This window comes from Luteibacter sp., assembly GCF_036500425.1.
In the GTDB taxonomy this organism is placed as follows: domain Bacteria; phylum Pseudomonadota; class Gammaproteobacteria; order Xanthomonadales; family Rhodanobacteraceae; genus Luteibacter.
In genome coordinates this window covers 22,875-40,880 of the sequence record NZ_DASYCB010000020.1, presented here as the reverse complement: position 1 = coordinate 40,880, position 18,006 = coordinate 22,875, and the positions used below count along the sequence as shown (strand labels likewise).

Sequence of the window (18,006 nt, the reverse complement as noted above, 5' to 3'; positions counted from 1 at the left end):
ACGCTAGCACGCGGACGTGGCGCCCGTGGTCGCGAAAGCCGCCTCATGCAGCTCGGCATAGGCCTGCACCAGCGCATCGATCGAGAACGCGAGGTTCCGGCCGCTGGGATTGGGAAGAACCCATGCGACACCGCCGCCCATCGGCGTGGGTTGTCGGCCCCAGGCGACCTGACGCTGTCCGCTGAGTGCCGCATACGCGGCTTTGCCGAGGAAAGCGACGTAACGCGGCGCATAGGTCTTAAGCACCGCCTGGAACGGCGCCGCTGCCGCCGCGAAGTCGCCCGCGCTCAACTCATCCGCGCCCGCTGTCGGCCGCCGCACCACGGCAGTGATCCCGCAGCCGACCTCGAGCAGGCGATGATCTTCTTCCGCCGCGAACAAGGCCGGGGTGAATCCGGCGCGATACAGCACGGGCCAGAACCGGTTCGAGCGCCCGACGAAATGGTGGCCGGTCGCGGCAGCCTGCAAACCGGGATTGATCCCGCAAAACAACACGCTAAGCCCCGGCGCGATGATATCGGGCAGGTCAGTGCTCATCGGCAGATGGCGGCGACCGCCTTCCGCGCGAGCGCCTGCAATTCCTCGCGCGGCCTGCCCGCGCGTGCGCGAATGGCAATGGTGTGCATCGTGGCCGAGGCAAGCAGGGCCAGCGCATCGGAGTCGACGTCTGCGCTTAGCTCGCCCTCGGCGCGCGCTAGTTCGATGCGATCGCGGAAACGTGCATCCAGGCCGATGAAGCCGTCGCTGACGATCTCGCGCACCACCGGATCCTCCAGCGCTTCGGTGACCGCCGTGCCGACGACGAAGCAGCCGCGCGGCTGTCCTTCGCCGGAGAAGTAGATGCCGAGCGCGGCGTCATACGCCTGGAGCAACGTCTCGGCGAGCGGCCGGCCGGGGGCGAGGACCTCACCCATGAGCGCGAATTTGCGATCCCAGTAGTCGCTGAGGGCCTTGACGTAGATGTCGTGCTTGTCGCCGAACGCCGCCCGCAGGCTCGGCCGGTTCATGCCCGTGGCGGCGGAGAGGTCGTCCAGCGAGGTGCCGGCATAGCCGCTTCGCCAGAAGGCGTCCGCCGCATGGCGCAGCGCGGTCTCGGGCTCGTAGGCACGCGGCCGGCCACGGGGGCGCTTCGTGGCATCGGTATTTTTTGTTCGATCTTGCATAAAAACCCTTGAAGGCGGTTCTGCCAGTACATATTATGCGATGAAGTACAAAATTCAACTGCGCGATCGGCCCTACCGGCCAACTCGGCAAACTCTCAACAAAACAGGTAGTTACAATGAACAAGCACCTCGAAGACGGCCCGCCGCCCGCTCCAGCGCCGTCCGCTGGGCGCTGATGATCGGCCTGCCGGTGCTGCTGGCGTTGGGCGGAGCGGCGTATCACGTGTCCCGAGCGGGCCATGTGGAGACGGATGACGCCTTCGTCCGCGCGGCCAAGGTGGCGATCAACGCCCGCGTCCCCGGCCAGGTGCTGGAGGTCGCGGTGGCGGATAACCAGCGCGTCCGCAAAGGCCAGGTCTTGGTGCGGATCGACCCCGCCCCCTATCGCATCGCGGTGGATGCGGCCGAGGCCAAACTGGCCAGCACGCGCCTGCAGGTCGAAGGGTTGAAGGCGACCTATCGTCATCAGCTGGCCGAGCTGCAATCCGCGAAAGACGCGTCCGACTTCAACCAGCGCGAGTTCGAGCGCAAGAAGGCGCTGCTCGCGTCCGACTACGCCTCGCGCGCCACGTATGAGCGCGCGGAGACCGACCTCAAGGTGAGCCGGCAGCACATTGCGTCAGAGCAGGAAGATGTCGCGAACACCGTCGCAGCGCTTGCAGGCGACCCGACCCTTCCGGCTGAACGCCACCCGAGCGTGCGCGAAGCCCAGGCACAGCTGGACCGTGCGCACCTGGATCTCTCCTACACGACGGTTACCGCACCGGACGACGGCACGGTGGCGCGCGTCGATGACGTGCAGGCGGGTGACTTCGTGAATGCGGGCGCACCGGTGTTCGCGCTGATCTCCAGCCGTGATGTATGGATCGAAGCTAACTTCCGCGAAACCAACCTGACGAACATGCGCCCGGGCCAGCGCGCGACCCTGCGTGTAGATGCATACCCCGGCCATGTGTTCTCCGCGCACATTACCAGCATGAGCCCCGGCACGGGTTCGGAGTTTTCGGTGCTGCCGCCTGAAAACGCGACGGGCAATTGGGTGAAGGTGGTGCAGCGCCTCCCGGTGCGCCTCGAACTCGACCAGGCTGACCCACAGTGGCCGTTGTACTCGGGTATCAGCGTGTTGGTGGAAGTCGACACGACGCAGACTGGCAATGCGGACGAACGCGTGGCGAGGGTACCGTAATGTCTGCCGCACAACCCGCCGCGCATTCGCCCGGCGAGCACCGCATATTGATCCTGGCGGGCTTGCTCGCGACCTACATGCAGGCCGTGAATATCTCGATCCCGAACGCGGCCCTGCTGCGCCTGCAGGGTGGTCTGTCGATGACCGATGACCAGGTCGGCTGGGTGTTCACCTCGTACATCGCAGCGAGTGCGGTGGTCATGCCACTCACGCACTGGCTGGCCGCGCGTTTCGGTAGGAAGACGATTTACCTGCTCTCGCTTATGGTATTCACCGTTGGGCTGGTGCTCGATGTGCTCGCGACCACGCCGCTGCAGTTCGTTGGCGCGCGCATCGTGCAAGGTGCGGCGAGCGCCACGCTGGCGCCACTGTCGATGTCGATCCTGCTTTCCGAACTACCACCGCTGCGGCATGGGCGCATCGGCATGACCTGGGCGGTGACCGGAACGCTCGGCATCCTGAGTGGCCCATCGATCGGTGGTTTCCTCAGTGAAGGGTTCGGCTGGCATGCGATCTTCTACGTGAGCTTCCCGCTGGTCGGCTTCATCACGCTCGCGATCGCGTTGTTCCTGCGCGAGCGGCATGTGCCTCGCGCGCCGTTCGATTTCTTCGGCTGGGGTGCTTTGTCGATCAGCCTGACCGCGGGACAGATGATGCTCGACCGCGGGCAGCGGCTGGAGTGGTTCGCTTCGACCGAGATCCGGATCGAAGCGATCGCGGCAGCGCTGGGCGCATGGCTCTACCTCGTGCATATCTTCACGAAGAAAAACCACTACCTCGATCGCGCACTGTTCGCCGACCCGAACTTCACGATCGGCGCGATCATCTACTTCGTCTTTGGCTTCGTGCTGTTGCCGACGCTGGCGCTCACCTCACCCATGCTTGAAGAGCTGCTGCGCTACCCCGGCGACGCGGCAGGCATCCTGACCATACCGCGTGGCGTCGCCATGATGGCCTGCCTGGTGGCGACATGGCGTATCCCGGCGTGGCTTGATAACCGTGTCGTGCTGGCGTTGGGTGTCGCACTGGTCAGCGTAGGCAACTGGCACATGTTGACCTACTCACCGCTGATGGATGGCTGGGCGGTCGGCTTCGCCGGGTTGCTGCAAGGCGCAGGCCTTGGCTTGCTCATGCCAGCGATCACCCGCGCGACTTTCGGTACGCTCAGCCCGGCGCTACGTGCGCACGGCACGGTGTTGTTCAACCTCTTTCGTTTGTATGGAAGCACGCTCGGTGTGGCCGTGGTGCAGCTGTACTTCTTCATGAACACCCAAGCTATGCACGGGGCCCTCGCCGAACACCTGCGCCCGTTCGGTACGTTCGCCAACGTGTCGTCCTCGACCCCGGGTGCCGCGCTCGCCGCGCTCAATGAAGGTGTCACCGGCCAGGCGGCCATGGTCGCCGTGATCGGCCAGTTCAAGCTCCTGTTCGTGGCGATGCTCGTCGTCAGTCCCCTCATCTTCTTCATCCGCCGGCCCCGTGCTGGTTAATCAACACCCTGGTAACCCCATGAATACCGCACGACTGAATCATGCAAGGCGCACCGTGCTCACTGCGGTGCTTGGTGGCACGACGCTGGCATTCCTTAGCGGATGCATGGTCGGGCCGGACTACCAGCGTCCGGACGATACGACGTCGACGCACTACGACACCACGGCCGAAAAGCAGCTCGACCACGCCCGCGCCGATGGCGCACCGCGTGTCGGCTTCGATGCAAAGATCAATGCCGACTGGTGGACCTTGTTCCATTCGCAGCGGCTCGACGCTGTGGTTAAGAAGGCGATCGACGGAAATCTAACCCTGGATGCCGCGAACGCCACGATCGCGCAGGCCGACGAAGCGATCGCCGCTGCCGGCGGTGCGCTGCAGCCGCAGGTCGCGTTCGGCGCCCAGGCGGGACGGCAGCGCACCGGCTTCGGTGCAGGGCGCGCGACCTCAAACGTCTACGCTATCGGCCCCACGGTGAACTTCGACCTCGATCTGTTCGGTGGTACGCGTCGGCAGATCGAGCAGACCACGGCCCTGGCCGACCTGCAGCGCCACCGCTTCGATGCGGCGTACCTCACGGTGACTGGCGATGTGGTGACCCAGGCCATCGCGCTCGCGTCGGCGCGCGCGCAAATCGCGGCGGTCGAGGATCTGCTCGCCACGGACCGACACACGCTTGAACTGGTGACGGGAGCGCAACGTTACGGCAGCGCAACGAAGGCAGACATCGCGCTGGCGCAAAGTCAGCTAGCGCAGGACGAAACCTTGCTGCCGCCGTTGGCACAACGACGCGATACGGCGCGGCATGCGTTGTCCGTGCTGGCTGGCAAAGGGCCGGCCGACTGGGTGCCACCCGATTTCGACATGGCCGACTTCACGCTACCCGCGGAACTCCCGCTGAGCGTTCCTTCGGAACTCGCGCGGCAGCGGCCGGACATCCTCGCCGCGGAAGCCCAACTGCATGCGGCCAGCGCCGCGATCGGCGTGGCGACGGCCGACATGTATCCGCACCTTCAGCTTTCCGGCGCCTTGACCCAGGCCAGCGCTGGCGCAGGTGTGGGTACGCTGTGGGGCATCGTTGGTGCGTTGGCTGGTCCGATCTTCGATGGCGGCACGCTGAAGGCAAACCGACGCGGTGCCGTGGATGCGTATGACGCTGCACTGGCGAACTACCGGCAGACCCTTCTTGTGTCGCTGGGCCAGGTGGCTGATGTGCTTCAGGGTATCGGTCACGACGCCGACGAATATGCCGCGCAGGGCCGGGCGCTTGACGCGGCGGAGACCAGCCTTCAGCTGAGCCAGGAAGGCTTCCGGGCAGGCGATGCGAGCGTGCTCGCGGTGCTCGACGCCCAGCGAGCGCGGCAGCGTGCGTTGATCGGCCAGGTGCAGGCGAGAACCGCGCAGTATCTTGATGCGGTGCAGCTGACCGTCGCGCTCGGCGGGCAGTCGGGGCAGGCCTTCCTCAGGAAGGTGAAATAGCCCCGGCGTGCAGCGGGCGTGCGTCAGGTATGCCGGAGTGATCGTTTCGGCAAAGCGCCGGCCATGGCGCAAGCGTAAGGTATCGCTCGAGTAGGGTCGCCACGCCGGCCGATTCGACATCCAGAGGACCACCGCCATGGCCGTGCTGCTCGCCGTCAACGTCGGGCTACCGCAAGACATCGCGTGGCAAGGCAAGACCGTTCACACCGCCGTGTGGAAGCGGCCCGTGAGCGGGCGCGTGATGGTGCGCCGACTGAACATCGACGGTGACGGGCAGGGTGATCTTGCCGGTCACGGGGGCGAGCACCGCGCCGTCATGGTTTATCAGGCGGCGTCGTATCGTTACTGGGAGGCCTTCTTCAAACGCCCCACGCTTGATTACGGCAGCTTCGGTGAGAACCTCACCGTCGACGGCCTCGCTGACGACGAAGTCTGCATCGGCGATCGCTACCGTATCGGCGATGCCTTGCTCGAGGTCACCCAGCCGCGGGTCACGTGTTACCGCGTGGCCATGCGGATGGAAGAACCACGGATGGCTAACCTGCTAGTCTCGCATCGACGGCCCGGCTTTTACTTCCGCGTCATCGAGGAGGGCCTGATCGGCGCGGGCGACGTCATCACGAAGGAGCAGGAAGGCAGCGGAATGACCGTCGCGGAGATCGATGCGTTGCTCTACCTGCCAGGCAAAACCCCCGCGAAGCTGAAGCGGGCCACGCAGATCCCCGCACTGAGCAAGGGCTGGCGCCAGTCGTTCGATGAACTGCTCGCGGCTGGCCCGGGGGCTAGCGGCAACGTCGCACTCGGCGGGCCTGCCTCGAGGCCGCCCGCATGGAGCGGCTTCCGCGAGATTCGCGTGACGTCTATTCGTCAGGAAAGCGCACTGGTCCGGTCGTTTGTCCTCGAAGCGAAGGATGGCAAACCGCTGCCGCGCGCGCGCGCCGGGCAATTCATCGTGCTCAGGCTGCAACCGCCGGCGCCACGCTCGCCGATCATTCGCAGCTATTCGTTATCCGACACGTCACTGGACGGCCGTTACCGGATCTCCGTGAAGCGGGGCAGCGGCGAGGGTAGCCAGTACCTCCACGACGCGCTGCGTGAGGGTGACACGCTCGGGATTAGCGCGCCGCGTGGCACGTTCTGTCTCGTCGACGATGGGCGCCCCGTCGTTCTTTGGGGGGCGGGGATTGGCATCACACCCTTGCTCGCCATGTTGCACGAGCTCGCACGTGCCACCCCGCGACTGGTGTTCTGGATCTATGGCACGCGCGATGGAACGGATAATCCGTTCGCCGACGAAATCACGGGCCTACTGAGCGCCTGTCCCACGGCAAAGCACCTGCTCGCCTTCAGCAGGCCGACCCCGGCTGACCGGCAAGTCGCCGCATTTGATGTCGATGGGCACATTGGCATGAAAGACCTCCTGATGTTGGGTGTTCCCGCAGACGCCCGCATCTATCTCTGCGGCCCCACACGCTTCCTCCAAAAGATGCGCGACGAACTTGCGGCGGCCGGCCACAGCGAGGTCATCTCGGAGCTGTTCGGCGGCCAGGAGGCGTTCCAGCCTGGTGTCATCGGGGCGAAGGCGAAACCTCCGCACGCTCCGGCTGATAAAGACCAGGGCGGCCCCATCGTCTCCTTCGTCCGCAGCGGCCTCGCCGTTCATTGGGGCACGAAATACGCCAGCCTGCTCGAACTAGCCGAGGCTTGCGACGTTCCCGTCCGCTGGTCCTGTCGATCAGGCGTCTGCCACAGCTGCGAAACCGCAGTGATCGGAGGCAACGTCGACTACACCAACGAGCCGCCTGATCCACCCGCTGAGGGCCGCATTCTCATTTGCTGTAGCGGGCCCAAAGGTGACATACAGATTGACCTCTAGTCGCTGCGATGCCCGCGATCTACGGAAAATCGTCATCGAAAAGTCGTCCACCAACAGAACGTGGAGAGAAAAGTGCCGCGCAAATGGGCATCTCGTTGGACATATGAAATCAATGTGCTTTGATCGAAGCATCTTGTTATGCAGGGAAATGATGTGCGCTACATGTTCGCGGACGAAGCGGGATGCATGGAGTTCGCAAGGAAACCTCAAGCTTCGCGGTACTTCATCATCTGCACAGTCCATGTCGAAGATTGCTCCATCGGCACGGATCTGCTCGAGCTCCGACGTACACTCGCTTGGGAAGGGCTTAACGTCGATGCAGAGCACTTTCATGCGAGCAAGGACCCAGAGTCCGTGCGGAACCGTGTGTACGAACCGATAGAGCGTAAGAGTTTTCGGATCGACGCGACGTTACTTGAGAAGTCCAAGGTCTTCCCGAACGTCCGTGCGAACCGCTTCGCGTTCTACAAACATGCCTGGTACATGCACTTCAGGCACTGTGGACGCGCGATCGCAAACGGCGGCGACGACCTGCTTATTCAGGCGGCTTCGATCGGAACAAAGAGGGAACGACACGTATTTCGCGAGGCCATCAATGAGGTTGCCCAGCAGGTATTGCAGGGGGTGAGATGGCAGACGACGTTTTGGTCAGCTAGTAGCGATCCGTGCATTCAGGTCGCCGACTATTGCGCCTGGGCAATCCAGCGAGCTTACGAGCGAGGCGACAAACGCAGGCTGCAGCAGATAGAACACAACCTCGCGTCCTGTCACGACCTGTATGCGTCAAGCAACGATCACTTCTACTAAAAAAATGGCCAACCCTGAAACTTCGTCTATCCGAAGAAGCGCCCAGGGGCTCTTATCGACGAGTTCGGGTTGGCCGATCAGCTGTCACTATACGACCCCAAAGCTTCCCTCGCAACATGATTTTGCGCATCCGTCGCGTCTAAGTGCATGAGAAACATCGCATTCGGGGTTCGTCGGGAGTGCTACCTCAGGTCCGCACGCAGATCGCGTACGCCTTTGCCGAGCCGCTGGCGTAGCAATGTCCGCAGCGTTGCGCCGTCTTCATAACCCACTTCCGCTGCAATCGCTTCGATGTCCATGCCACTGCCATGTAGCAGCGACTGCGCACGTTCAACACGCAGGTCCTGGAAGTACGCAAGCGGCGACTTACCGAGAACCGCCTGGCAGCGCCGTTGCAGCGAGCGCGGACTGGTCGCGAGCGCGTTCGCGGCGTCATCCAGTGAGAAGCCGTGCTTGAGCTGGTCGCGTGACCAGCGTTCAAACTTGAGGATCAGTGGATCCGCCTGCGCAAGATGGTTAGGGATGATGTACGGAGCCTGTGAGCGACGAATATCCGCAAGCAGGTACCTCGACACCATGTGCGCGAGTTCTGGGCTGACTTTGCGGATGAGCCATAGCGCTAGGTCAAGATGGCCCATCGCGGCACCGGCAGTCACGCCGACATCCGTGGGCACGAGCATGCGCGATTCGTCGAGCTTCACCTGCGGATAGCGTTGGCGGAACAACGGTGCGAGCCACCACGTCGTCGTTGCCTCGCGTCCATCCAGCAAACCGGCTTCCGCCAGGATGAAGGTGCCGATGCACGACGCCGCGATCTGCACCCCTTCTTCCCGCCATGCGAGCAATTGTTTCGCGGCCTGCCTGACATCGGCGCGCTCGAGGGCGGGGACGAGAATATCGGGCGATCCAGCGCCTAGCGCAGGCACGACCACCCAATCGGGATTGAGTTCTGGCGTGATCACCTGCACGGGTATGACGATGCCCTGGCCCGAGCGCACTTTCTTGCGGACACCCACCACGGTGACATCGAAGTGCGGTGAGCCGCCCATTTGCATGGCTGCGAACTTGTTAGCCAACGAAAACGCGTCCAGCAAAACCATCAAGCCGGTATCAAACAGGCCTTCCAAGGCGAGGAGGGTGATGCGCATGGCGGAAATGACCTCAAAGGTGTCGTTTACGACGATACCGGCATCGCCCCGCGCTGCCTAGAGTGACCTCGTTCCACAACCCACCGCAGAAACGAGGAAGCTCTCATGAAAATCTTTGCCATCGCCTCCGTCCCCGCCACGCTTCAGCCCGAACAGCTGCAGGCGCACATGCCGGCCGAGGTCTATGCCACGATCAAGCATTACCTGGACGGCAAGATCGAGCAGTTCTGGTTCCGCGACAAAGCCGGACCGATCTTCCTGATGGACGCGGAATCCATCGATGCCGCGCGTGCTGAACTCGCGACATTGCCGCTCGTCGCGGCCGGCCTCATGAAGTACGAGCTGCTCCCGGTCATGCCGCTGATGCCGCTAGGCCGCCTGTTGCCGGCCGCGTAACGTGCGATGCCATGCCCGGTGCACCGTATCTGCACCGGGTATTCGCCATGGATTCACGGACCTGACCGGCAGGCAACGCAGGGCTGAATGAGCGCGTGCTGGTCACGTCTCACATACGCTTTTAGCGACCTTTCATTCAGCGAAATCGTTCCAGGCTGGTGTCGAGCGTGCCACGTGTGCACGACACGGAGTACCGCCATGAAACGCCTGATGTTCGCCATGACTATCGTGATGCTCGCTTCGTCGCTGAGCGGCTGCATCATCGATGACCGCCGCCCGGGTGGTCACTACCACCAGGACAACTATTGCCGCTGGCACGATTGCCGCAGTGGCTGGCGTCACTGATCGCCGTCGCTCATAGGTTCAGAGCAGCCGACCACCCCGTGGCGGCAAGCTGACTAGTAGTTCATCCGCGGCGCGCTCGCCACTCTCGAGCGCGCCGTGTGCTGTGGAGAACGCATTCGTGTGCGTCGCTTCACCCGCGAAGAAGAGACGGTCGCGGAACGGCCTGGCCAGTTGCTGGCGCTGATGGGCCTGGGTAGGTAAGGCGTGGCTGTATGAGCCACGGATGTACGTCGAGACGCTCCAGGCTGACGACGCCAGGGGGCGTAACTGCTTAGCGGCCTCACTTCCCAGCAGACCCGCAAGTAGTCCCGAAAGATAGTCGAACGCCGCCGCCGGGCCATCGGTCCCTACCTGGTGCGCGCTTCGTCCGCCGACGAAGGTCTCGACCAGTGGTCGCTCCAGGGGCTGGAAGTAGAACACCGGGCTATCGGGATCGTAGGGGTCGGCGATCAGCACCTGCTCCGAGGGGAGTTCGATATCACCCATGATCTCGAAGAACAGCTTCTCGTCGCAGCCCAGGGGTAGGCAGGTGGCGGCGTGGCGCCAGTCGTCGAGCGCGGTGGGAAGGCGGATGAGGTGGCTTGCGATCACGTTCGTCGAGACCGTGACGATCGCGGCGCGGCTACGCACAGATCCCTGAGGTGACGTCAGGACGACGCCATTGCCGTCAGCATCGATGGACTCGACCGGCGTGGCGAAACGGCAGCTGACATCAGTGGGCACTTGTGATGCGATCAACGTGCCGTAGCCACGTGGAAGCCGCCAGTTGTGCTCCGTGGCAACGCGCTCGTAAGCGTCGTAGTCAGCGGCGGAAATGCGCTCCAGGGGGGCGCCGCTGATGAACCCGCTCATGGCCTGCAGGTAACCATTCCATCGACTAGCCGGATCAAGCGCGTCGGAAGCGCGATCTGAGGGCGGCGGCGAATCCATCAAGCGTTCGTGCCAGGCACGAAACGCTGCATGTGCCTCATCCTGCTCGGCATCGCTGAAATGCGGATGCGGCTGCTTCTTGTCCCATGCGGCAGGCCGACGATCGACTTCCCAGCCCTGGTCCTCTGCGATCATTCGCCATGCGTTGTGCTCGGCGGAATGCAACCAGCCACAACCCATATCGAGCGGAAGGCCTGCGAGATCGAGTGTCCAGCCACGCCCACCGACGCGTTGCGAGGCTTCAAGCAACCACACCGATAAACCCTTGCCGGAAAGTCTCCGCGCCGCACCGATACCTGCGGCGCCTGCACCGACGATCACGACATCGACATCGAAGGTCTTTTCGTTTGTCATGCGAACGCGTTTGCTCCCGAAAGGAGTTGACCGGCGACTACTACGGATCATACGGTACCCGCTGGATACGCGCGTCATGTCATGTGGCGACCAGAAAACCTCCACAAGCCTGCTGACATCATGCTGTCAGCAGGCTGGTTCTTTGTTCCCGTCATGGCCGCCACCCGCTGTAAAATCGGGCGATGAATCCCCCCGGCCAACGCGCCTTCATCCTCACCCGTCAATGGCGGGACACCCGCGAAGGCTTGGATCTGGAGCTGTGGCTGGCCACGGACGAGGGTCCGCGCGCGGTGGTGATCAAGGGGCAGACGGCCGTCGCGTTCGTGCGTGAGTCGCAGGTGGCCGAGGTCGAGGCCGTTATTCGTAACGATGCCGCCTTCGATCTCAAGCAGCTGCCGCTGAAGACCCTCGCCCAGGAAGCGGTACGCGCCCTCTACGGCCAGAGCTATCGCGCCATGCTCCGGCTGGAGAAGCGCCTGGCCGAGCGCGGGGTGAATTTGCACGAAGCCGACATCCGCCCAACCGATCGCTTCCTGATGGAGCGTTTCATCACCGCCTCGGTGACCGTGGAAGCCACGGGTCAGGAAGCCGATGCGGTGTGGGTCAACCCGCGATTGAAGGCGGCCGATCCGTACCGGCCGCCGCTGCGGGTGGTCTCGCTCGATATCGAAACCAGCGCCATGGGCGAGCTTTACTCCGTGGCATTGGAGGGCTGCGGCCAACGGCAGGTGTACATGCTTGGCGCACCAGCTGAAGGGCCCGCAGCGGAAACCGACTTCAACCTGACCTACCTGCCCGACCGCCCCGCGCTGATCCTCGCCATCAACGCCTGGTTCCGGGAGCACGACCCCGACGCGATCATCGGCTGGAACCTGGTCCAGTTCGACCTGCGGCTGTTACAAGCATGCGCGGACCAGCACGGCCTCGTCCTGGCGCTCGGCCGCTCGGGCAAGCCGATCGACTGGCGTGCGCATGGACGTCGCGAGGGTTATGTATTTGCCTCGATCCCTGGCCGCCTCGCCATCGATGGCATCGAAGCGATGCGCTCGGCGATGTGGTCGTTCCCTTCCTTCAGCCTGGAAAATGTCGCGCAGACGCTGCTCGGCGAAGGCAAGGATACGGAAGACCCGTATCACCGCATGGATGAGATCGAGCGGCGCTTCCGCGAGGATAAGCCGGCGTTGGCGCGGTACAACCTCGTTGATTGCGAGCTGGTGACCAAGATCTTCGCCAAGGTGAGCCTGCTCGACTTCGTGCTTGAGCGTGCGAATGCCACGGGCCTGCCAGCCGACCAGTCCGGCGGATCCATCGCCGCGTTCAGCCACCACTATTTGCCGCGTATGCACCGCGAAGGCTACGTGGCACCGAACATCGGCCTCGCGCATGGCGAGTCGTACCCCGGCGGCTTCGTCATGGAATCGCGGCCAGGCATCTACGATTCCGTGCTGGTGCTCGACTACAAGAGCCTGTACCCCTCGATCATCCGGACCTTCCTGGTCGACCCGATCGGACTGGCGGAGGGTGCGCTGGAAGGTGACGACAGCAAGACCGTTCCCGGGCCGAACGGCACGCGCTTCTCGCGGACGAAACACTGCCTGCCAGGCATCATCACCCACCTTTGGGAGCGCCGCGACCAGGCCAAGCGCGCGGGCAACCAGGCGCTGTCGCAAGCCTTCAAACTGCTGATGAACGCCTTTGTTGGCGTGCTCGGCGCCTCAGGTGGCCGCTTCTTCGATCCGCGCCTGGCCTCTGCGGTGACGTTGCGCGGCCACGAGATGATGCGCAAGACGCGCGAACTCGTGGAAGCGGAAGGCTATGAAGCGATCTACGGCGATACCGATTCGATCTTCATCTGGCTCGGTCGTGCCCACGATGAAGCGGCCGCGATGGAGGTGGCTGAACGCCTGGTTGCACGCATCAACGGCTTCTGGAAAGACACGCTCGCGGCCGAGCTCGGCATCACCAGTTTTCTCGAGATCGAATTCGATACGCATTACAAGCGCTTCTTCATGCCAACCATTCGCGGCAGCGAACTAGGCAGCAAGAAGCGTTACGCGGGGCTGGTTGAGGAAGACGGCAGCGAAGAACTCGTATTCCGTGGCCTGGAAACCGTCCGCAGCGACTGGACGCCCCTCGCGCAAGGCTTCCAGCGTGAACTCTACGGTCGCATTTTCCGCCGCGAACCCTATGCCGACTACGTGAAGGATTACGTGCGGCAGTTGCAGGCTGGCGCACTCGATGACCTGCTCGTCTACCGCAAGCGCCTGCGCGGCAAGCTGGATTCGTATGACCGCACCACGCCACCACAGGTGCGCGCGGCACGGCTCGCTGATGAATACAACGCGCGCCACGGCCGGCCATTGCAGTATCAGAACGGTGGCTGGATCAGCTACGTGATGACGCTAAGCGGGCCTGAACCGGTCGAAGCGCGCGTGGCCAGCATCGACCACGAACACTACCTCACCAACCAGCTGGAGCCGATCGCCGATGCGATTCTCGCGCCGCTCGGCGATAGCCTGGGCGCGCTGACCAACCAGCAACCCGAACTGTTCTAGGCGCGCGCCGAGCGACGGACCGACTGCGGCGCGATGCCGTAGCCGCGCACGAATACTTCACGCAGATGGCGGCGGTCGCGGAATCCCGTTTCACGCGCGACCACATCAAGCGAGTGCCGGCTCTGCTCGATCATCGTGCGGGCGGCCTCGAGGCGCAGCTTCTCCACCGCCCTGGCCGGCGACTCGCCGGTTTCCGCGGTGAACACGCGGCTGAACTGGCGCGGGCTCAGGTGGGCGACCTCAGCGAGTTCTTCAACGCCGAGTGGCTGGCCGAGGTTACGCCGCGCGTAATCAAGCGCTTCCTGGATGCGATCCGTGCGTGGCGCGAGCATCAGCATTTCCGAATGCTGGGTCTGGCCGCCGGAACGGCGATGCGGCATGACCAGCTTATGCGCAAGCGAGCGGGTGACCTCGGGGCCGAGATCCTTCTCCACGAGGCCAAGCGCAAGATCCAGGCCGGCGGTCATGCCGGCTGAGGTCCAGATCGGGCCATCGGTCACGAAGATGCGATCCGGTTCCACGGTGATGTTTGGATAGCGCTGGCGCAGCGCATCGGCGAAGAGCCAGTGCGTCGTGGCGCGACGGCCCTCAAGCAGCCCCGCTTCGGCGAGCATGAACCCGCCGGTACACAAGCCAGCAATGCGCCGGGCGCGCTGGGCCGGGCCAGCGAGGAACTTGAGTACAGCGGGTTCAGTCTCCGCGACCAGCGGATCGAGTACGCCCGGGATCAGCCAGGTGTCCGCCGGCGTGCGCGCAGTGAGTGGCTGGGTCGAGACCGATACGCCCATCGACGAGCGCACATCGCCACCGCCCGACGCATAGACGTCGACCTGATAGTACTCGCTGCCAACGATCTGGTTGGCGAACTCGAAAACGGCCTGGGTCCCGAGGGCCATCATCTGGAAGCTGTCCGACAGAACATAACCGACACGGTGCATGGCCGGCCTCCCGGTGTCATGGCATAAAACACGACTATATACGTCATTTGCGCCATCGTCGACCCGGCGCAAGCTATCTCCAAGTCGCGGCACCCGCCGCCTTACCCCCTGGAGAACCCCATGAACGCTTCCCTTGGAACTGCCGTTGTCACCGGTGCCTCGTCGGGCATTGGCGCGGTCTACGCCGAGCGCCTCGCCGCCCGCGGTTACGACCTGATCCTGGTCGCCCGCAGCCGCGATCGCCTGAACGCCCTGGCTACGAAGATCAGCCAGGCCACGGGCCGCGCCGTGGAAGTCCTGGCCGCCGATCTCGCCAACGCCGCCGACCTCGGCCGTGTGGAAGCGAAGCTGCGCGAGGATGCGAGTGTCAGCCTGCTGGTGAATAACGCTGGCGTCGGCACGCACACGCCGCTGCTCGACAGCAAGATCGAAGCCATGAACAAGATGATCGATCTCAACGTCACGGCACTGACCCGCCTGACCTATGCCGTGGTGCCTGGGTTCGTCGCCCGCGGCAAAGGCGCGGTCATCAACATCGCCTCGATCGTGGCGATCGCCCCCGAGATCCTCAATGGCGTGTATGGCGGCAGCAAGGCCTATGTCGTCGCGTTCACCCAGTCGTTGAAGCATGAGCTCGCCGACAAGGGCGTGCAGGTGCAGGCCGTGCTGCCGGGTGCGACGGCGACGGATTTCTGGGACGCGGGTGGCATGTCGATCGATATGTTGCCGAAGGAGATCGTGATGACGGCGGCAGACTTGGTCGATTCGGCCCTGGTCGGCTTCGACCGCGGTGAACTGATCACCATCCCGCCGCTGCAGGATGAGGCCGATTGGAACGCTTACGAAGCGGCACGCCAGGTGATGGCGCCGCGCCTCTCCAGCGCCACGCCGGCCGAACGCTACCTTGCTATCGCGTAAGCCGATAACCTGACGGGATGCCCGGAACATCCCGTCCGCATGGCCACAGCTACACCGCCGACGAGCTCCGCGCCTTGCGTGCGGAGCTCGTTCGTTTGGATCCGGCCCTGGCGATCGCGAATGCGGCGGTAGCGGAGTTCGCATGGCGCTCGCGGCCGGCAAACTTCAGCGGCCTGCTCCATCTGATCGCGGAGCAGCAGGTATCGATCGCCTCGGCGGCCGCTATCTGGAAACGCATCGAGGACGGGCTTGGCGAGGTCACCGCAGGTGCCGTGATCGCCGCGGGCGAAGAGCGCATGCGCGAACTGGGCATGTCGAAGCCGAAGGCGCGTTACGCCGTCGCGCTGGCTCAGGCTGAGAACGAAGGTCGTGTCGATTTCGCGGCGCTGGCGCGTAGCGACGATAACGAAGCGGTTGCCGCGCTCACTGCGTTACTCGGCATCGGAAGGTGGACGGCGGAAGCATTCCTTATAGGCGCATACGGCCGTACCGATTTTTTCCCGGCGGCGGATATTGCCCTTCAGGAAGCGGCGCGCATGGTAGACGGGTTGGAACATCGCCCTTCCGAGAAAGAGCTTTACGCGCGCTCAGAACGCTGGAAGCCCTACCGAGCCCTGGCCGCGCAAATCCTGTGGGGCTATTACACCGCGGTGAAGAACGGCAGCGTCGCGTTCACCCCACCGCCCGTGCATAACGCGCCGGCGGCTGGCCGACGTGCCGCGCGAAAGCCACGCTAAAGGCGCTGGCCGAACCGTAACCCACCTGTTCTGCAACGCTGGCTACTCCCGCACCGTCGCGGCGCAGAAGCTGCCGCGCCATGGCCATGCGCCAGGTCAGCAGATACTCCATGGGCGCCGCCCCGACCACGCGCGTAAAGCGTTCGAAGAACGCCGAACGCGAAAGCGCGGCTTCGTGCGCCATGCGCACTACCGTCCATGCGTCGGCGGGGCTTTCATGGATGCGGCGAAGCACCGGTGCGATACGCGGATCGGCAAGGCCACGGACAAGGCCGGTGGGTGCGGTGGCACCCGCGCAGCGCAATGCATCGATGAAAAGCACTTCGAGCAGCCGTTCGAGCACGACATCGCGGGCAGGGCGCGCACCGCGCGCCTCGTTGCCGACCAAGCCGACCAGCGTCGTGAGGCGTGGCTCGTCGCGCACGTACACCACGTCCGGTAGCAACGACACGAGCAGGGCAGCGTCGGGCGAAGCAAACGCGCAATGGCCGATCAGTGCGCGGTAATCGGTGGGCCCATCCGGGTCACCCACCCGCGAACGTCCGTCGGCGACCTCCACCGGCGACATCTCCGCTTCGGGTGGCGCTTCCAGACTGCTGCTGTCGATCTCGAAAGCAGCGGGGACCAGCACGAAATCGCCGGCGTGCAGGGTCAGCGCCTGTCCCGCCACGTTGAGCCGGGATGAGCCTTCCAGTACGGCGCAATAGAACGGGGACCCGGTAGCGGGTCGGTTCACCCGCCACCGGCCGCCCGCGGTCACGACCTTTGAAAAGCGCATGACCGGCTGGAGCAGGGTCACCACTTCGGCAAAGGGATCGGTCATGGCAGGACTCGTGCGAATGAATAGCGGACGTTTGATTATAGTCCGTCCGGAGAGTGGCACCTATCTTGGGTACATCCACCCACCCAGGAGTTTCCCCATGCAAACCGTCCTCATCACCGGCTGCTCGTCGGGCTTTGGCCTCGAGACCGCCCGATATTTCCTCGACAAGGGCTGGCGCGTGGTCGCGACGATGCGCACGCCGAGCGCGGAGGTGCTGCCCGCTTCCGACAACCTGAAGGTCGTCACGCTGGATGTCACCGACCCGGCAAGCATTGCGCGGGCATTGGAGGAAGCCGGCCCGATCGACGTGCTGGTCAACAACGCCGGCATCGGCATGTTCAACGCACTGGAAGGCACGCCGATGCAGATAGCGCGCGAGGTCTTCGAAACGAACACGCTCGGCACGATCGCGATGACCCAGGCCGTGCTGCCGCAGTTCCGCGAGCGGAGAGCCGGCGTGGTGATCAATGTCACCTCCACCGTCACGCTGCGCGCGTTGCCGCTGCTCTCGGTCTACACGGCGAGCAAGGCAGCGGTAAATGCCTTCACCGAATCGCTCGCACTGGAGCTGGCGCTGTTCGGCATTCGCGCCTGCATCGTGCTGCCAGGCCGCGCGCCCACAACGCGCTTCGGCGAAAACGCGCGTCCGCGCGTAGGTGAATTCCCTGCGCCGTATGCGGCGTTCGCAGGAGAGATCTTCGAAGGCCTGCGTGATGCATCCACACCCACCACGAGCTCCAGCGCGGTAGCCGAAGCCGTGTGGCGCGCGGCAACCGATCCGAACGCACCGTTACGCATCCCCGCGGGCGAGGATGCCGAGATCACCTTCAACAGCTAACTGAGACCCCTGTAGGAGCGCGCTT

The 18,006-nt window shown here is 64.1% G+C and carries 17 protein-coding genes; 11 read left to right on the top strand and 6 right to left on the bottom strand.

Annotated features, from left to right (window positions below; all coding sequences use genetic code 11):
• Positions 1–3: 3 nt before the first annotated feature.
• Positions 4–537, bottom strand: coding sequence for a G/U mismatch-specific DNA glycosylase (mug, locus tag VGN46_RS04435; protein ID WP_331641046.1), 534 nt, complete (start codon positions 535–537; stop codon positions 4–6).
• Positions 534–1,163, bottom strand: coding sequence for a TetR/AcrR family transcriptional regulator (locus tag VGN46_RS04430; protein WP_331641045.1), 630 nt, complete (start codon positions 1,161–1,163; stop codon positions 534–536). The genes mug and VGN46_RS04430 overlap by 4 nt, the downstream gene beginning before the upstream one ends.
• Positions 1,164–1,338: 175 nt before the next feature.
• Between VGN46_RS04430 and VGN46_RS04425 the strand changes: the two genes are divergently transcribed.
• The 5 genes from VGN46_RS04425 (at position 1,339) to VGN46_RS04405 (ending at position 7,999) form a co-directional block, all read left to right on the top strand.
• Entirely contained in the window at positions 1,339–2,349 is a 1,011-nt protein-coding gene (locus tag VGN46_RS04425; protein WP_331641043.1) for an HlyD family secretion protein, read from the top strand.
• Entirely contained in the window at positions 2,349–3,839 is a 1,491-nt protein-coding gene (locus VGN46_RS04420) for a DHA2 family efflux MFS transporter permease subunit (RefSeq protein ID WP_331641041.1), read from the top strand. Before VGN46_RS04425 ends, VGN46_RS04420 begins: the two co-directional genes overlap by 1 nt.
• Positions 3,840–3,858: 19 nt before the next feature.
• The gene (locus VGN46_RS04415) at positions 3,859–5,316 is read left to right on the top strand and encodes an efflux transporter outer membrane subunit (protein ID WP_331641039.1); all 1,458 of its coding nucleotides are present in this window, start codon (positions 3,859–3,861) and stop codon (positions 5,314–5,316) included.
• A gap of 136 nt (positions 5,317–5,452) precedes the next feature.
• Entirely contained in the window at positions 5,453–7,192 is a 1,740-nt protein-coding gene (locus VGN46_RS04410; RefSeq protein WP_331641036.1) for an MOSC and FAD-binding oxidoreductase domain-containing protein, read from the top strand.
• A gap of 162 nt (positions 7,193–7,354) precedes the next feature.
• Positions 7,355–7,999: a DUF3800 domain-containing protein gene (locus VGN46_RS04405; RefSeq protein ID WP_331641389.1), complete on the top strand. Its 645-nt coding sequence runs from the start codon at positions 7,355–7,357 to the stop codon at positions 7,997–7,999.
• A gap of 182 nt (positions 8,000–8,181) precedes the next feature.
• On the opposite strand, the gene VGN46_RS04400 is transcribed toward VGN46_RS04405, so the two are convergent.
• Positions 8,182–9,147: a GlxA family transcriptional regulator gene (locus VGN46_RS04400; RefSeq protein ID WP_331641034.1), complete on the bottom strand. Its 966-nt coding sequence runs from the start codon at positions 9,145–9,147 to the stop codon at positions 8,182–8,184.
• Positions 9,148–9,252: 105 nt separating this feature from the next.
• Between VGN46_RS04400 and VGN46_RS04395 the strand changes: the two genes are divergently transcribed.
• Both VGN46_RS04395 and VGN46_RS04390 read left to right on the top strand, forming a co-directional pair.
• Positions 9,253–9,543 carry a hypothetical protein gene (locus tag VGN46_RS04395; RefSeq protein ID WP_331641032.1) on the top strand — a complete coding sequence of 97 codons (291 nt, stop codon included), beginning with the start codon at positions 9,253–9,255 and terminating at the stop codon, positions 9,541–9,543.
• Between the two features lie 198 nt (positions 9,544–9,741).
• Positions 9,742–9,888, top strand: a complete 147-nt coding sequence (locus VGN46_RS04390; RefSeq protein ID WP_331641030.1) for a hypothetical protein — start codon at positions 9,742–9,744, stop codon at positions 9,886–9,888.
• 18 nt (positions 9,889–9,906) lie between these two features.
• On the opposite strand, the gene VGN46_RS04385 is transcribed toward VGN46_RS04390, so the two are convergent.
• Positions 9,907–11,172 carry an NAD(P)/FAD-dependent oxidoreductase gene (locus VGN46_RS04385; RefSeq protein WP_331641028.1) on the bottom strand — a complete coding sequence of 422 codons (1,266 nt, stop codon included), beginning with the start codon at positions 11,170–11,172 and terminating at the stop codon, positions 9,907–9,909.
• Positions 11,173–11,354: 182 nt separating this feature from the next.
• Here VGN46_RS04385 and VGN46_RS04380 point away from each other — a divergent pair, with 182 nt between their 5' ends.
• Positions 11,355–13,727, top strand: coding sequence for a DNA polymerase II (locus VGN46_RS04380; RefSeq protein ID WP_331641026.1), 2,373 nt, complete (start codon positions 11,355–11,357; stop codon positions 13,725–13,727).
• Here the strand turns inward: VGN46_RS04380 and VGN46_RS04375 are convergent.
• Positions 13,724–14,665: a GlxA family transcriptional regulator gene (locus tag VGN46_RS04375; RefSeq protein WP_331641024.1), complete on the bottom strand. Its 942-nt coding sequence runs from the start codon at positions 14,663–14,665 to the stop codon at positions 13,724–13,726. The two genes, VGN46_RS04380 and VGN46_RS04375, sit on opposite strands and share 4 nt — an antisense overlap.
• Positions 14,666–14,785: 120 nt before the next feature.
• Between VGN46_RS04375 and VGN46_RS04370 the strand changes: the two genes are divergently transcribed.
• Together VGN46_RS04370 and VGN46_RS04365 are read left to right on the top strand one after the other, a co-directional pair.
• A complete protein-coding gene (locus VGN46_RS04370; protein WP_331641022.1) occupies positions 14,786–15,583 on the top strand; it encodes an SDR family oxidoreductase in 798 nt (265 codons plus the stop codon).
• A 17-nt stretch (positions 15,584–15,600) separates the two neighbouring features.
• Entirely contained in the window at positions 15,601–16,320 is a 720-nt protein-coding gene (locus VGN46_RS04365; RefSeq protein WP_331641020.1) for a hypothetical protein, read from the top strand.
• Here the strand turns inward: VGN46_RS04365 and VGN46_RS04360 are convergent.
• The gene (locus tag VGN46_RS04360) at positions 16,256–17,143 is read right to left on the bottom strand and encodes an AraC family transcriptional regulator (protein WP_331641018.1); all 888 of its coding nucleotides are present in this window, start codon (positions 17,141–17,143) and stop codon (positions 16,256–16,258) included. The genes VGN46_RS04365 and VGN46_RS04360 overlap by 65 nt on opposite strands.
• A 97-nt stretch (positions 17,144–17,240) precedes the next feature.
• On the opposite strand from VGN46_RS04360, the gene VGN46_RS04355 reads away from it, so the two are divergent.
• Positions 17,241–17,981 carry an SDR family oxidoreductase gene (locus VGN46_RS04355; RefSeq protein ID WP_331641016.1) on the top strand — a complete coding sequence of 247 codons (741 nt, stop codon included), beginning with the start codon at positions 17,241–17,243 and terminating at the stop codon, positions 17,979–17,981.
• The last annotated feature ends 25 nt before the right edge of the window (positions 17,982–18,006 follow it).